Genomic DNA, 14,659 nt, shown 5'->3' on the forward strand with positions numbered 1-14,659 from the left:
CCCCGGAAGGTGGCGAGGGTGCTGTCGCCGACTGGCGTCAGTTCGGCACGGTGATGCTGCCTGCGGCCACGGCGATGGCGTCACCGGCCACCGGCACCGTGGCGATGTCGGGCACGTTGCTGGTGGTGATGGCCGGTGCCGCGCCCGCGGTGCCGCCGCGTGGCACGGTGCGCACCAGCTGGCTCGGTGGCAGCACGGCCTGCTGCTTCAGGTGGGCCCACATCAGGTCGAGCGCCTGGTTCATGTAGTGGTGCATGGGCACGAACAGCGTGTCGTAGCCCAGGACACCACCCGCCGCCGCGTTGAACCCGTCGAAGTGCTGGCCGTTCGTGACCTCGTAGTAGTGCAGCTTGCTCGCCGCGCCCTCCACCAGCTTGTTGTAGGCGGTGTAGGCGCGGGCCGTGTGGTTCGGCGGCAGCAGCGTGTCGCTGCGGCCGGCCACGATGACGGTGGGCTTGCCACGCAGGTTGCCGGTGAGCAGCACGTCCTGGAGGCCGGCCTGCACCCGCGCGCTCTGGGCCAGGAGGGTGCCGGTGAGCGGGAGGCCGGTGACCGTGTCCACCCCCTTGACGAGGTCGTGCAGGCACAGCAGGCCGTCGAGCGAGCCGTCGATGCGGTTCGTGGATGGCGAGACCCCCACGTGATACAGCCGCGCGCCGCCCGCCGACTCGTTGTAGATGACGTCGCCGCCGGTGTTCAACCCGTTGCCGGTGGCAAACAGGATGGCCTGCGTGGCAGGCACCTGGGCCGCCACGTTGCCGCTGGCGTCGACGTTGGCAAGGCTGAAGCCGCACACGTTGTCGCCCACCGAGAACTTGCCGTAGGCGGCCACGTAGCTCAGCGCGACGTAGACGTCGGCCAGCCGGTAGTGCGACGCATGCAGCGCGTTGTGGTTCGCGTCGGTCCAGCCGTAGTCGCGCATCTTGGCGAGCGCCGCGTCGGCCTGGTCGGCGGTGGTGGCTCCGGTGATGAGGTTCTTGTCGGCCAGGCTTTGGCAGCGGTTCGTGGCGATGGTCTCGAGCTCGACGCCGGCCACGCGGTTGGCCGGCGCGGGCCCGGTGCCGAGGCCGAGCCAGCCGGGCCGCACGAGGGTGGGCGCCTGCGCCGACGCGGAGATGGCGGCACAGGGCTCATAGATCATGCGGTAGGTGAAGTAGTCGGCCAGCGGGCGGCCGGCCACCGGCACCGCGGTGACCCCTTCGGTGACGGTGACCCCGGTCATCGAGGCCGGCTGGGCGTTGGGTTCGGACACCGCGACCCCGTCGATCAGGCCCTCGGTGTCCTGCTCGGCAGCCTGCAGCGATTCACCGCCACCGTTCGACACCGACGAGGCGATCACCGTGGTGTTGCCGGCCCCGTAGGTGCGCAGGCGGCGGCCCGTGCCGGCGTCCACCGCCGCATGGGTTTCGTTGATGGCCCAGAGCGCGAAGCGGATGCTGTCGAGCACGTTCTTGCCCCAGTCCTTCTCTGGGTTCTGCTGCGAGTGGGCGTGTTTGTACGCGAAGCGGTTCGGGTACTGGGCCTTGTAGGCCGCGAGGCCCGCGCCGGCCAGGTCGGACGCGAAATGAGCCTGGGTGCCGGCGGTGGCCCGGTCGACGAGCCGGCCGTCGATCAGGTCCACCTTGTCGGCTTCCAGGTCGTGGTACCCGATGCCCTTGCCGGCATCGGTGTAGGCCACCGCGCAGCCGCGCTTGAGGCCCCACTCGCCCGACGTGCCGATGGCGCCGTAGATGCCGCGCGAGCCGGACGACGGTGCGGTCACGATGCAGGCGGCCGCGGGGTCGAAGGTGTCGGGGATCTGCACCATCATGCCCACGTTCTTGCGGCCCGTGCCATCGTCGGCGAAGGCGATGAATTCCCGGCCGGCGATCCGGCCTTCGTCCACCGTGACGGTGCCGTCGGCCGCGACGTTGGGGCCGTACAGCGAACCGTAGCCGCCGGGGACGGAGAAGTCGACGAGCGCGCGGTAGTTGGTGTAGATGGCGCGGCGGCGCAACTCGGCGGCCGTGGGATTGGCCGCGTCGGTGAACCCGGGCGCGGACGCGCTGCCGATGCCGGTCTTGCCGAGGCCCGCGGTGAGCAGGTCGTCGGTGGTACCGTCGTACGTGGTGCGCACCGGGGTGTTGAACCCGGCGGGCAGGCTGTTGAAGTCGGGGTCGGGGTCGTCACCGCACGCGGCGACGACCAGCGGGAGGCACAGGCACAGGGCGCCGAGGCGCAGGGGGGAGTGGGTCATCGGAATCTCGCTGAGAAGGTTGATGAACATCCGGCTGCGCCTTGTGAGGGCGCGCACTTCCTACGGATCGACCGTGGGCGCGGTTCGTTTTCGTGGCATGAAAACTACCGGTTTCCCACAGTTGCAGTCAGGGTCTTTGCCGTCAGACTCGCGCCGTGGGCCACGAGCGTACGAGCGCGCCCGGGCCGGCACAACCCGAAAATCTTCCCTAGGGGTTCCCCGGGGGCCTCTGCCTTCATGCTGACCGATCCGCTCATCACCGACCCGCGCATGGCGCTCGTTTTCGACATGGCCCCCGTGGGGCTGTGTGTCTCCGAGCACCGCGTCATCCGCCGTTGCAACCAGAAATTCGCCGCGATCTTCGGCTACACGGTCCACGAGATCGAGGGCCAGTCGTTCGCGATGCTGTACCCGTCGGTCAGCGAATTCGAGCGCATCGGCGAACGCAGCCAGCAGAGCATGCGTACCTCGGGTCTCTATTCGGACGACCGCATCATGCGGCGCAAGAACGGGCAGTTGTCGTGGTTCCACTCGGTGGGCCAGTCGATGGACCCCGAGGTGCCGTTCGCGGTGGTGGTGTGGATGTTCGAGGACCTGGAGGCCACGCGGGCGGTCACGGTGGAACTCACGGCGCGCGAGCGCGACGTGGCGAGCCTGATCGTCACCGGGGCCAGCGCGAAGACCATCGCCCGCACGCTCGGGCTGTCCCCGCGCACGGTGGAGCACTACCGCACGAAGCTCATCAACAAGTACGACGTGCGCACCACCAGCGAGCTGATCTCGCGGCTGGTGGGGCCGGTGCGATAGGTGCCTGTCAGGCGGCCGCGCGTTTGCGCCACGCCGTCACGAATGCATGCGCGCTCGCGGCCACGTCCTTCAGGCTCATGCCCGGCTTGAAGAGCTGCGAGCCGATGCCGAAGCCGGTGGCCCCGGCATCCACCCACGACCCGAGGCTCGGGGCCGTCACGCCGCCCACGGGCCACAGCGGGGTGCCGGCCGGCAGCACTGATTTCATCGCCTTCAGGCCGGCGATGCCCACCGCCTCAGCCGGGAACAGCTTGAGCGCGTGAGCGCCGTAGCGAAGTGCGAGGAAGGCCTCGGTGGGGGTGGCCACGCCGGGCGCGCACAACATGCCGGTGGCCCGCGCATGGGAGATCACCTCGGGGTCGCAGTTGGGCGACACCATCAGGCGCCCGCCGGCGTGCCGCACGTCGGCCACGTCGTGCACCGTGAGCATGGTGCCGCCACCCACCCAGACCTCCGGGGGCGCCATGTCGGCCAGCAGCCGGATGCACGCCAGCGCGCCGGGGCGGTTGAGCGGCACCTCGAGCAGGCGGAAGCCCGCATCGATCAGCACACGGCCCACGGCCGGGGCTTCCTCGGGCGTGAGGCCGCGCAGGATGGCGACGAGGGGCGGGTCGACGGTGGCGAGGTAGTCGGACGGGTTCATGCGAGGGCCTGGCGGATGTGAGAGGCGAAGAAGCGCAGTGCCGCGAGGTGCACCTCGCGCGGGTCGAGGATGTGCAGGCGCCGCCGCATCAGCGCGGCGGCCGTGGCGTGGCCTTCGGCGAGCGACGGCGAACCGATCGCGTGCACCAGCTCCGGCGGGTGGTCGCCCCAGACACGTGCACGGTCATGCCACTCGGCACCCATCAGCACCCCGCTCAGGAACGAGGCCGCGTGCGCGGCCGGCATGTCCCCCCCCACCACGCGGGCGCGGGTGCTGAAGAGGGCGTTGGACAAGGCCGTGTCGCGGGCCGCGGCCACGCCGGCCTCGAAGGCCGCGGGCGAGGCTATGGGATCGCGGCTCGCCGCAGCCAGCGTGCCCTGGGTGGACAGCAGTGCGTACAGCTCGCCCGTCATGAAGGTCTGGAACGACACGAGGCGGCCGTCGCGCACCTCGGCCCACTTGCTGTGCGTGCCGGGCAGCACGAACCAGCCGTCGCGCACACCGAGCGCCACGGCACCGAGCAGCTGGGTCTCCTCGCCGCGCATCACGTCCACCCGGTCCTGGCTGCGCCAGCGGCAGCCCGGCACGATGGCACAGTGGCGTCCGAGCGAGGGGGCGTCCACGGTCACCAACTGGTGGCCCAGCGCCTCGAGCGGACCACCGGCGTCCACGTACGGCACCTCGCGCCAGCCCATCGCGCTGCCCACCATGCCGGACATCACCACCGGGGTGTCCGGCGCCAGGCCGGGCAGGCGCGCCAGCAGTTCGCCGAGGGATGCTTCGAAACGGCCGCGGGCCGCGATGACGCCCTGGTCGTCCGAGATCTCGGCGGCGCAGGTGCCATCAGGGGCCAGCAGCCAGGCTCGGCGGTTCGTGGTGCCCCAGTCGATGCCGACCAGGGCAGAGGCGGGAGAGTTCATGGGCAAAATCCAGCAACGCGCATTAGTAATACAATATCGCAAAACCTGGCCCGGTGGGGACGTGTTTGCCCGATAGACTCGGTCATTCCAACGCCCGTTCGATTGCCACCTCGCCATGCCCATGCCCCGTCCGCCGTCCGCGTCCACCTACACCGGCCGGAACCTGCATGGGCAGGTGGTCAACGAGCTGGGCAGGCGCATCGTCGGCGGCGACTACCCGCCTGGCATTGCGCTGCCGGTGGAAGAGACACTCTGCGTGCAGCTCAGCGTCAGCCGCACGGCGCTCCGCGAGGCCGTCAAGGTGCTGGCCGCCAAGGGCCTCGTCGAATCGCGTCCCCGCGTGGGCACCCGCGTGCGGGCCCCTGGCACCTGGAACATGCTCGACCCTGACGTGCTGGCATGGCGCTGTGCCGCCGGACCCGATCCGGCCTTCCTGCTGCACCTCGCCGAGATGCGGGAGATCTTCGAGCCCGCCGCGGCCTCGCTTGCGGCGTGCAACCGCGACGACACCCAACTGGCGGCCATCCGCGGCGCGTTCGACGCGATGGCCGAGGCGGCCGACGTGACCGCGTGGGTGCGTGCCGATCTCGAATTCCACAACGCCGTGCTGCAGGCCACCGGCAACCCGCTGCTGACGCCGCTCGCGGCCATGATCGGCTCGGCCCTCGAAAGCCTGCTCGGCATCACCGCCCGCCGCGCCGGCCACTTCAACGCCAGCCTGCCGGACCACCGTGCCGTGCTCGAGGCCATCGAGCAGGGCGACCGCGAGGCCGCCCGGCGGCGCATGGCGCACCTGCTCGCCGAGGCGCGCGCGATGGTGCCGGCGCCGCCCGCCGGCGCATAGCCATGGAAAGCAAGCGAAGCTAAGCGTCAGATCAAGCCACCCGCGAGGACCGGCTCCGCCGGCTTGACGTCGAACACAGTTGCTTGGGGGCAGGAGGCGATAGCCGACTGGGGGGCCTAAGCTACCGCAAGGTGGACTGGCGGTTGCGCGCTCACGCGCGCCTCGGTGGAGGCATCGAACAAGTGGACGTCGGCCGGTTGCCACGCGAGGTGGACCGTCTCACCCACCTGCGCGGTCACCTTGCCCGGCACACGTACCACGAGCGGGCCCGCGGCGGTGTCGACGAAGGCGTAGCTTTCCGGGCCCGTGGGCTCGATCATGGTCAGCTCCCCGGCGAGGCCCGTGCCGGCAGGCACGAAGCGGATCGATTCGGGGCGCAGGCCGTAGATCATGTCCTGGGTCGGGTGTCCCTGCAGCGTGGCACCCAGCTGCGGCGTAACCGGCAGCTCGATGCCCTTGGCCACGAGGCCGTTGCGATCGCGCTTGGCGTGGATCATGTTCATCGCGGGCGAGCCGATGAACTCGGCCACGAACTTGGTGGCCGGGTGGCTGTAGATCTCGTCCGGTGTGCCGAACTGCTGCAGGATGCCGTCGCGCATGACCGCGATGCGGTCACCGAGGGTCATGGCCTCCACCTGGTCGTGGGTCACGTACACGGTGGTGGTTTTCGTGCGCTGGTGCAGCAGCTTGATCTCGGCGCGCATCTCCACGCGCAGCTTGGCGTCCAGGTTCGACAGCGGTTCGTCGAACAGGAACAGCGACGGCTGGCGGGCGAGGGCGCGCCCCATGGCCACGCGCTGGCGCTGGCCGCCGGACAGCTGGCCCGGCTTGCGGTCGAGCAGGTGGCCGAGCTGGAGCATCTTCGACACCTTGTCGACCAGCACCTTGCGCTCGTCCTTCGGGACCTTGCGCATCTCGAGCGCGAACGCGATGTTCTGCTCGACGGTCATGTTCGGGTACAGCGCGTAGCTCTGGAACACCATCGCGATGTCGCGGTCCTTCGGGGCCACGTACGTGATGTCGCGGTCGCCGAGGATGATGTTGCCGGACGTGGGCGAATCGAGGCCGGCGATCATCGACAGCAGCGTCGATTTTCCGCACCCCGACGGGCCCACGAGGATCACGAATTCGCCTTCGGCGATCTCGAGGTCGACCGACTTGAGGATGTGATGCGAGCCGTAGCTCTTCTTCACCTGGCGGATGGACAAGGCACCCATGTTGTTCTCCTTAACCTTTGACTGCGCCGGCCGTGAGGCCACGCACGAAATACTGACCCGCCACGATGTACACGAACAGCGTGGGCAGGCCGGCGATCAGCGCGGCGGCCATGTCGACGTTGTATTCCTTGACACTGCTGGTGGTGTTGGCGAGGTTGTTCAGGCCCACGGTGACCGGCTTCGAATCCGCGCCGGAGAACACGACGCCGAACAGGAAGTCGTTCCAGATCTGCGTGAACTGCCAGATCAGGCACACCACGATGATGGGCGTGGACAGCGGCAGCACGATGCGCACGAAGATGCGCCAGAAGCCCGCGCCGTCCAGCATGGCGGCCTTGATGAGTTCGTCGGGCAGCGCCGCGTAGTAGTTGCGGAAGAACAGCGTGGTGCCGGGCAGGCCGCACAGCAAGTGCACGAGGATCAGGCCCCACACGGAACTGGCGATGCCCAGCCAGCCGAGCACCTGCGACATGGGCAGCAGCACCACTTGCAGCGGCATGAACACGCCGAACAGCAGCATCGCGAACATCGTCTCGCTGCCGCGGAACTTCCACTTGCTCAGCACGTAGCCGTTGATGCCGCCGAGGATGGTGGACACCAGCACGGCCGGGATCACGATCATCACCGAGTTCCAGAAGTACGGCTGCAGGCCCTGGCAGTCGGCGCCGGTGCAGGCGGTGGACCAGGCCTTGCCCCACGACGAGAAGTCGAGTGCGCTGGGCAACGCGAGCAGCGTGCCGCCGCGGATCTCGTCCATCGACTTGATGGACGTCACGACCATCACGTACAGCGGCGCGAGGAAAAAGCCGGCGAAGGCGATCAGCACGGCCCACAGCAGCCAGCGCTGCCAGGTGAGCGACCGGCTGGGCGCCGCCGCGGAAGCGACACGCGGGGTATCGAGGGTGGTCGCGCTGCTCATCGCTTCGTGCTCCGGAGTTCGCTGTAGAGGTACGGCACGACGATGGCCGCGACGGTGGCGAGCATCACGGTGGCCGACGCGGCGCCGAGGTTGATCTGGCCGCGGGTGAAGGCCATCGAGTACATGTACGTGGCGGGCATGTCGGTGGCAAAGCCTGGGCCGCCGGACGTGAGGGCCATCACGAGGTCGAAGCTCTTGATGGCGATGTGCGACAGCACCATGATGGTGGAGAAGAACACCGGGCGCAGGCTCGGGATCAGGATGCGCCAGTAGATGCGGGGCAACGAGGCGCCGTCCACCTGGGCCGCCTTGATGATCGACTCGTCGATGCCACGCAGGCCGGCGAGGAACAGCGCCATCACGAAGCCCGCGCTCTGCCAGATGCCCGCGATGGCCACGCAGTAGATGGCCTTGTCGGGGTCCACGAGCCAGTCGAACGTGAAGCTGGTGAAACCCCAGCCCTGCACGGTGTGTTCGATGCCGAGGCCCGGGTTCAGGATCCACTTCCACGCGGTGCCCGTGACGATGAAGCTCAGCGCCATCGGGTACAGGTAGATGGTGCGGAGCACCCCTTCGTTGCGGATCTTCTGGTCGAGCAGCACGGCCAGCAACAGGCCGAGCGCGAGCGAACCGCCGATGAAGAGGGTGGCGAAGATGGCGAGGTTCCACGAGGCCACCTGGAAGCGGTCGCTCGCGAAGAGGTTCAGGTAAGGCTCGATGCCGGCGAACTCGTAGTTCGGCAACAGGCGCGAGGCCGACACCGAGAAATACGCGTTCCACAGGATCAGCCCGTAGATGAAAAGGAAGCCGAGGACGAACGACGGCGCCACGACCAGCTTGGGCAGCCAGTCGATGCGCGCCCGGGCCGGGGCGTGAGTGGGGTGGCTCATAAATTGGTGGCCCGGGGCAGACGCTGGTGGTCTGCCCCGGGCCGGTCTCCTGCTGACTAGCTAACGACGGACGGACCGATCACTTCGTCTTGGCGGCGGACACGAGCTTGTCCATCGTCTGGTCGGCGGTGTCCTTGTCGCTGTTCCAGAACTGCGACACGACGTCCTTGATGGCGCCTTCGGCAGCGCTCGAGACGGCCATGCCGTGGGCGATGGACGGCACCAGGGTGCCCGACTTCGAGGTGTCGACGAAGTCCTTGGCCGACTGCTTGGCGCAGACGTCGAACTTGTCGAGGTTCATGTTCAGGCGAACCGGGATCGAGCCCTTGTTCAGGTTGAACAGTTCCTGGAACGCCGGCGACATCAGGGCCGTGGCCAGGTTCTTCTGGGCCTTGATGTTGGCTTCGTTCTTCAGCTGGAACATCGCGAAGCTGTCGACGTTGTAGGTGAAGGACTTGGCGGTGCCGGGTGCGGCGACGCACTCGAAGTCCTTGCCCGGGGTCTTGCCGGCGGCGATGAATTCGCCCTTGGCCCAGTCGCCCATCAGCTGCATGCCGGCTTCACCACGGATGACCATCGCCGTGGCGAGGTTCCAGTCGCGGCCCGGGGCGTTCTTGTCGGTGTAGTCCTTGACCTTCTTGAAGGTGGTCAGCACTTCCTTCATCTTGGCGCTCTTGAGGGCGGCCGGGTCGAGTTGCACGAGGGCCTTCTTGTAGAAGTCCGCGCCACCCACGCCGAGGGTCACGCTTTCGAAGATGGTGAAGTCTTGCCAGCTCTGGCCACCGTGGGCGAGCGGGATCACGCCGGCCTTCTTCAGGGCTTCGGCGGTGGTGAAGAACTCGGGCCAGGTGGTCGGGGCCTTGGCGCCGGCCTTCTTCAGGGCTTCGGGGTTGACCCACAGCCAGTTCACACGGTGCACGTTGACCGGTGCGGCGATGTAGTGGCCCTTGTACTTCAGGCCTTCGGAGATGGCCTTCGGCAGGTTGGCGTCCCAGTTGTCGGCCTTCGCCACGTCGTCGAGGTTGGCGAGCACCCCTTCCTTCGCCCAGTCCTGCAGCGACGGGCCCTTGATCTGGGCGGCCGACGGCGGGTTGCCGGACACGACACGCGACTTGAGCACGGTCATCGCGGAGTCACCGCCGCCACCGGCCACGGCGAAGTCTTTCCACGTGTCGCCCTTGGCCTGCAGCGTGGAGGCCAGCGCCTTGACGGCCTTCGCTTCGCCACCCGAGGTCCACCAGTGCAGCACTTCCACTTCACCCGCGTGGGCCAGCACCATCGTCGAACCCAGAGCCAGGGCTGCAGCGGCTTGCAGCGGTTTCAGGGAAAACTTGCGCATGTTTTTCTCGCTTTCAGTAGGGCGGGGCTGCCTGCCCCGAGAGGGTCATGGAAAGAGGCTCGCCGGGGACAGCCGAGGGGCTGTTCGTCGAGGCACCGGCCATCCATTTGGCCGATCCCGGAATATTAATGAATCATTAAAAGATCATTAATAAGGGATAACCCAGCCCCCGCACGGCCGTGCGGGGCCACGCCATGCCGCCTGTTCTACGCCGTCAGCTGGCGAGACGCAACTGAATGTGAACGCGCAGGCCGCGGGGCGCGCGGGTGTGCAGTTCGACCCGGCCGTCGTGGCGCTCCACGATTTCCTTGACGATGGCGAGGCCCAGCCCGCAGCCGCTGCCTTCGTGGGTGGCACGGAAGAAGCGTTCGAACACCGCCTGGTGGTGTTCCGGGAGGATGCCGGGGCCGGAATCCTCGACCTCGACGATGGCACGCTGGTCCTGTGCCACCACACGCACCGTGACGTCGGCACCTCGCCCGGCGTAGCGGATCGCGTTGTCGATCACGTTGGCCACGGCCTCGCGGATCAGCAGCGGGTTGGCGTCCACCGGCACCGGCGGCGGTGGCGTGGGGCCGCTGTCGGCCATGCCGAGGTCGATGCCGGCGGCCAGGGCCCGCGGCACCATCTCGGCCGTGACGTCCTCGATGGCCCGGCGCAGGTCGAAACGGCTGCGGCCGATGCTGTTGGTGGACTCGGGTTCGGCGCGGGCCAGCGTGAGCAGCTGGCTCACGAGGTGGGCGCTGCGGGTGGCGCTGTCGTGCACGCGCTGCAGGCGCTGCTTGAGCTCGGGGTCGGCGGTTTCCTTCAGCGCGAGTTCGGTCTGGCTCTTGAGCCCGGCGAGTGGCGTGCGCAGCTGATGGGCCGCGTCGCTGATGAAACGGCGCTGCCCGGCCACGCTGTGCCGCACCGCATGCAGCAGCTCGTTCAGCGCGCTGACCAGCACCCGCACCTCCTCGGGCGCGGTGGTCAGCTGGATGGGGGTGAGGTTGTCGGGGGCGCGGTCCACCACCGCGTCGCGCAGGCGGGCGAGGGGGGCCAGGCCGGCGCGGATGCCGGCCCACACGATCACGGACATCAGCAGCACAAGGCCGCTGAGCGGCAGGGCCATGTCGATCAGGATCTGGCCGGCGAGTGCGTCGCGGCTTGCGCGGCTCTTGGCGATCTGCACGAGCATCGTCTGTGGCAGGTCGTCTTCGCCCCATCCCACGTACAGCGCGGCGATGCGCACGGCCACCGGCTTGCCGTCCTGCTCGACCGTGGCGTTGTAGAACACCGGGCGGTCGTACGGCGGCGCGGCGCTGGTGGCGGCCGGCGGCTGTGGCAGCTTGCGGTTGCCGAGGATGAACTCACCGGGTGGCGAACTCACCATGTAGTAGACCTTGTCGTCGGGGTCCGATTCGATGATGTCGCGCGCCGCGCGTGGAAAGTCGACGAGCAGCCCGTTGCCGAGCGGCTTGACCTGCCGGCCGAGTGCCTGCGAGGCCTGGTACAGGCTGCGGTCGATGGCGAGGTTGGCGTAGCGCGCCGCCACGTTGTAGGTGATGACGGCGGCGGCGGCCCACAGCACGAGCTGTGGCAGCAGAAGCCACACCAGCAGGTGGGTGCGCAGCGAACGGGAGCCTGGCGTGAGCCATGGCACGTTGCGCAGCAGGCCGGTGGGCACGTCCGTCATCCCGGCGAACGCGCGCTGCTGTCGGTGCTCACCGTGCGCCCCCCGTCATCCCGCGTGCCCCCCGTCATCCCGGCGCAGGCCGGGATCTCCACCGTTTCGCTGAACACCGGCTTGACTGGCCGAGGCGGCAGATCCCGGCCTGCGCCGGGATGACGGAGTCCGTTGGTGGGATGACGGCGTCGGTGGGTGGTCATTCCCCCGCTTCCAGCAGGTAGCCGAGCCCCCGCACGGTGCGGATGCTCAGCCCCGAGCCTTCGAGCTTGCGCCGCAGCCGGTGGATGTACACCTCGAGCGCGCCGGCCACCGTGCCGGGTTCGTTGCCCTCTCCGGCCCAGGCCTGGCCGATCTGGTCTTTCGTGACCACCTTGCCTTGGTGCGTGAGCAGCAGGTCGAGCAGCAGCCACTCGCGGGGCGACAGGTCCACCGGCGCACCGCCGATCGCCGCGCGGCGGCCCTCGCGGTCGAAACTCATCAGGCCGCTGGTCTGCACCGGCTGGCGCGCAGGGGTCCCGGTGAGGCGCGCGCGGCGCAGCAGGGCGCCGATGCGGGCTTCCAGTTCGGGGAAGTCGAACGGCTTGGTGAGGTAGTCGTCGGCCCCGGCGTTGAGGCCGGCCACCCGGCTCTCCAGGCTGTCGAGCGCGGTCAGGATCAGCAGCGGCAGGGCGGGGCGGGCCGCATGGGCGCGCTTGAGCACGGTCAGGCCGTCCACCATGGGCAGGCCCAGGTCGATGATGCCCAGGTCGAACGGCTGGTTGAGCAGCAGGTACTCCGCCACCGCGCCGTTGTCGGCATGCACGACCTCGAAACCTGCCTGGCGCAGGTTGGCCGACAGCGCGTCGGCGAGCGTGGGGTCGTCTTCGGCGAGGAGTAGGCGCATGGGTGGGGGGGGCGTTCCGCGGGCGATTGTGGCATGGGGCCCTGGTAGGCTCCCGCCCATGAACACCGCCCGTACCCCCTGGTTGCTCGCCACTCTCGCCCTGTCGCTCGTGCTGCTCGCCTGGTCCGGGTGGCACCCCTACGAACGTGGCACCTGGGCCATGGAGGTGTTCCCCGTCGTCATCGTGGTGCCGTTGCTGTGGGCCACCTACGGGCGGTTCCCGCTGACGACGCTGCTGTACGCGCTGGTCTTCGCCCACGCCCTGGTGCTGATGCTCGGCGGGGCGTACACGTACGCGCGGGTGCCCCTCGGGTTCCAGATCGCGGACGTGCTGGGCCTCACCCGCAACCCGTACGACAAGATCGGCCATTTCTTCCAGGGGTTCGTGCCGGCGATCGCCGCCCGGGAGATCCTCGTGCGCGGCCGGTACGTGCAGGGCCGCAAGATGCTGGCGTTCGTGGTCGTGTGCATCGTGCTGGCCATCAGCGCCACGTACGAATTCATCGAGTGGGCCGCGGCCCTGGCGCTGGGGCAGGGCGCCGACGAATTCCTCGGCACCCAGGGCGACCCGTGGGACACGCAGTCCGACATGTTCTGCGCGCTGATCGGGTCGGTGGTGTCGCTTGCGCTGCTGTCGCGCTGGCACGACCGTCAGATGGCGGGCCTGCCCGCCTCCGGTTCAGCGCGCTGAGGCGTCCGGATCGGCCGTGACCGATTCGGGCGGTTGCCAGTCATCGATGACGTGGCAGGTTGCGGGCCAGGACGGGACGTCGTTCGCGCCCGGATGGTGATCACCGGCCACGATGTTCGCTCGCAACTCGCGCTGGCGGAGCACCATGGCGCGGCCGATCAGGGCCGTGTCCATGCCCGCCAGGCGTGAGAAGAGGAACGACTCTTCCTCGTCGATGTGGCCCGACACGCACGCGCCCAGCGCTGCCACCGTGGCGTCATGGCCCGGGTCACCGGGTTCCATCTCGTCAAGCCGTGCGATGAGCGACCGCACGCGGGTGTGCCCCGACGTGATGTGCCGGATGGCCGAGGCATTGCCACACGCGGCCAGCACGGCCGGGAAAAAGACCTCGTCTTCCGTCTGTTCGTGCAGGCTCAGGCCGAGGCAGATCTGGCCCACGAGGCCGGCCTCCCGGTCTCGTCCGCCGGGCCGGTGTTCGAGCCGGGAAAAGGCGTGGAACAGCTGTTTCAGGATCGTGTGCTCTTGGCGCAGCATGTCGATGGCATCGGGCAGGATCGTTGGCAGACGGTGTTTCATGGCGTGGCCCGCAGGTCAACGGCGGGGCTCCGTGCGAGGATGGCCGTCGCGCACGGCGGCGGCGAGCAGGGTCATCGCCGGCGCGGACCGGCGAACCGGCGGCCCCTGCGGGCAGGCGAGGGCAAACCGCCCCGGCGCCGGCGGCGTGGGCTGGCACAGGGCGGGAACGTCGGGGCGCAACATGGGACATCTCCAGCGCGATCGGGGGACCGCGCACTCTGGTTCTAGCCCCTTATGGCCCTTCCGGCTGTGCGGTAGCGCACGCACGCCGCCCTCAGGGCAGCAGGCGGTCGTACTCCCGTTTGACCACCGAGTAGCACTCGCACGTGCGCTGCTCGAGGCCGGGGCGGTCCAGCACGGCGATGTGGCCGCGGGCATAGCTGATCAGCCCGGCCTTCTGCAACTTCAAGGCGGCCTCGGTCACGCCCTCCCGGCGCACGCCCAGCATGTTGGCGATGAGCTCCTGCGTCATCACGAGTTCGGTGCCTTGCAGCCGGTCCAGGCTCAGCAGCAGCCAGCGGCACAACTGCTGGTCGAGCGAGTGGTGCCGGTTGCACACCGCCGTCTGCGCCATCTGGGTGATCAGGGCCTGCGTGTACCGCAGCAGCAGGCGCAACACGGTGCCGCCGCGGTTGAACTCGGCGCTCATGGCGCTCGCCTTGAGCCGCAGGCCGCGGCCTGCGCTCTGCACCACGGCGCGGCTTGGCGTGCTGCCGCCCCCCATGAACAGCGAGATGCCCACGAGCCCTTCGTTGCCCACGACGGCGATTTCCGCCGACGCACCGTCTTCCAGCACGTACAGCAGCGACACGATGGCCGTGGTGGGAAAGTACACGTGGGTGAGCGTGCCTCCCGATTCGTACAGCACCTCGCCGAGTGGCATGTCCACGGCTTCGAGGTCAGGTTGCCAGCGCGCCAGCGCGTCGGGCGGGAGCGCGGCGAGCAGGTGGTTCTCTGGTGAAACGTCCATGTCGAGGGGCTCCAGGAAGGCCGGTAGGACGGGCCGGCCTGTATCCGAGTGTAGT

The 14,659-nt window shown here is 68.9% G+C and carries 15 protein-coding genes; 3 read left to right on the plus strand and 12 right to left on the minus strand.

Annotated features, from left to right (window positions below):
- Positions 1-37: 37 nt before the first annotated feature.
- Positions 38-2,236, minus strand: a complete 2,199-nt coding sequence (locus tag ASC87_RS08025) for a 3-hydroxybutyrate oligomer hydrolase family protein (RefSeq protein ID WP_056659551.1) — start codon at positions 2,234-2,236, stop codon at positions 38-40.
- Positions 2,237-2,473: 237 nt separating this feature from the next.
- Between ASC87_RS08025 and ASC87_RS08030 the strand changes: the two genes are divergently transcribed.
- Positions 2,474-3,043, plus strand: coding sequence for a LuxR C-terminal-related transcriptional regulator (locus ASC87_RS08030; RefSeq protein WP_082568476.1), 570 nt, complete (start codon positions 2,474-2,476; stop codon positions 3,041-3,043).
- 7 nt (positions 3,044-3,050) lie between these two features.
- Here the strand turns inward: ASC87_RS08030 and ASC87_RS08035 are convergent, their stop codons facing one another.
- Complete coding sequence (locus ASC87_RS08035) at positions 3,051-3,686, minus strand: 2-dehydro-3-deoxy-6-phosphogalactonate aldolase (protein WP_056659377.1); 636 nt, start codon at positions 3,684-3,686, stop codon at positions 3,051-3,053.
- On the minus strand, positions 3,683-4,606 hold the full coding sequence (locus ASC87_RS08040; RefSeq protein ID WP_056659380.1) for a 2-dehydro-3-deoxygalactonokinase: 924 nt from the start codon (positions 4,604-4,606) through the stop codon (positions 3,683-3,685). The genes ASC87_RS08035 and ASC87_RS08040 overlap by 4 nt, the downstream gene beginning before the upstream one ends.
- Positions 4,607-4,721: 115 nt before the next feature.
- Here ASC87_RS08040 and ASC87_RS08045 point away from each other — a divergent pair, with 115 nt between their 5' ends.
- Positions 4,722-5,450, plus strand: coding sequence for a FadR/GntR family transcriptional regulator (locus ASC87_RS08045; RefSeq protein ID WP_235582102.1), 729 nt, complete (start codon positions 4,722-4,724; stop codon positions 5,448-5,450).
- Between the two features lie 116 nt (positions 5,451-5,566).
- Here ASC87_RS08045 and ASC87_RS08050 read toward each other — a convergent pair whose 3' ends face one another.
- From ASC87_RS08050 to ASC87_RS08075, 6 genes are all read right to left on the minus strand, one after another.
- A complete protein-coding gene (locus tag ASC87_RS08050) occupies positions 5,567-6,667 on the minus strand; it encodes an ABC transporter ATP-binding protein (RefSeq protein ID WP_056659383.1) in 1,101 nt (366 codons plus the stop codon).
- 10 nt (positions 6,668-6,677) lie between these two features.
- The gene (locus tag ASC87_RS08055) at positions 6,678-7,586 is read right to left on the minus strand and encodes a carbohydrate ABC transporter permease (protein WP_056659386.1); all 909 of its coding nucleotides are present in this window, start codon (positions 7,584-7,586) and stop codon (positions 6,678-6,680) included.
- Positions 7,583-8,476, minus strand: a complete 894-nt coding sequence (locus tag ASC87_RS08060) for a carbohydrate ABC transporter permease (RefSeq protein WP_056659389.1) — start codon at positions 8,474-8,476, stop codon at positions 7,583-7,585. The genes ASC87_RS08055 and ASC87_RS08060 overlap by 4 nt, the downstream gene beginning before the upstream one ends.
- Positions 8,477-8,555: 79 nt before the next feature.
- Entirely contained in the window at positions 8,556-9,815 is a 1,260-nt protein-coding gene (locus tag ASC87_RS08065) for an ABC transporter substrate-binding protein (protein ID WP_056659392.1), read from the minus strand.
- 214 nt (positions 9,816-10,029) lie between these two features.
- On the minus strand, positions 10,030-11,490 hold the full coding sequence (locus ASC87_RS08070) for a sensor histidine kinase (RefSeq protein WP_056659395.1): 1,461 nt from the start codon (positions 11,488-11,490) through the stop codon (positions 10,030-10,032).
- 190 nt (positions 11,491-11,680) lie between these two features.
- The gene (locus ASC87_RS08075) at positions 11,681-12,367 is read right to left on the minus strand and encodes a response regulator transcription factor (protein WP_056659398.1); all 687 of its coding nucleotides are present in this window, start codon (positions 12,365-12,367) and stop codon (positions 11,681-11,683) included.
- A 58-nt stretch (positions 12,368-12,425) separates the two neighbouring features.
- On the opposite strand from ASC87_RS08075, the gene ASC87_RS08080 reads away from it, so the two are divergent.
- Positions 12,426-13,058, plus strand: coding sequence for a DUF2238 domain-containing protein (locus tag ASC87_RS08080; RefSeq protein WP_056659401.1), 633 nt, complete (start codon positions 12,426-12,428; stop codon positions 13,056-13,058).
- On the opposite strand, the gene ASC87_RS08085 is transcribed toward ASC87_RS08080, so the two are convergent.
- The 3 genes from ASC87_RS08085 to ASC87_RS08090 all read right to left on the minus strand — a co-directional run bounded on the left by ASC87_RS08085 (position 13,047) and on the right by ASC87_RS08090 (position 14,604).
- Positions 13,047-13,634 (minus strand): hemerythrin domain-containing protein, encoded by a 588-nt coding sequence (locus tag ASC87_RS08085; protein WP_056659404.1) that lies wholly within the window; start codon positions 13,632-13,634, stop codon positions 13,047-13,049. The two genes, ASC87_RS08080 and ASC87_RS08085, sit on opposite strands and share 12 nt — an antisense overlap.
- A gap of 15 nt (positions 13,635-13,649) precedes the next feature.
- A complete protein-coding gene (locus tag ASC87_RS31675) occupies positions 13,650-13,817 on the minus strand; it encodes a hypothetical protein (protein ID WP_157603905.1) in 168 nt (55 codons plus the stop codon).
- A 91-nt stretch (positions 13,818-13,908) separates the two neighbouring features.
- A complete protein-coding gene (locus ASC87_RS08090; RefSeq protein ID WP_056659407.1) occupies positions 13,909-14,604 on the minus strand; it encodes a Crp/Fnr family transcriptional regulator in 696 nt (231 codons plus the stop codon).
- Between the last annotated feature and the right edge of the window lie 55 nt (positions 14,605-14,659).

This window comes from Rhizobacter sp. Root1221, assembly GCF_001425785.1.
Lineage (GTDB): Bacteria > Pseudomonadota > Gammaproteobacteria > Burkholderiales > Burkholderiaceae_C > Rhizobacter.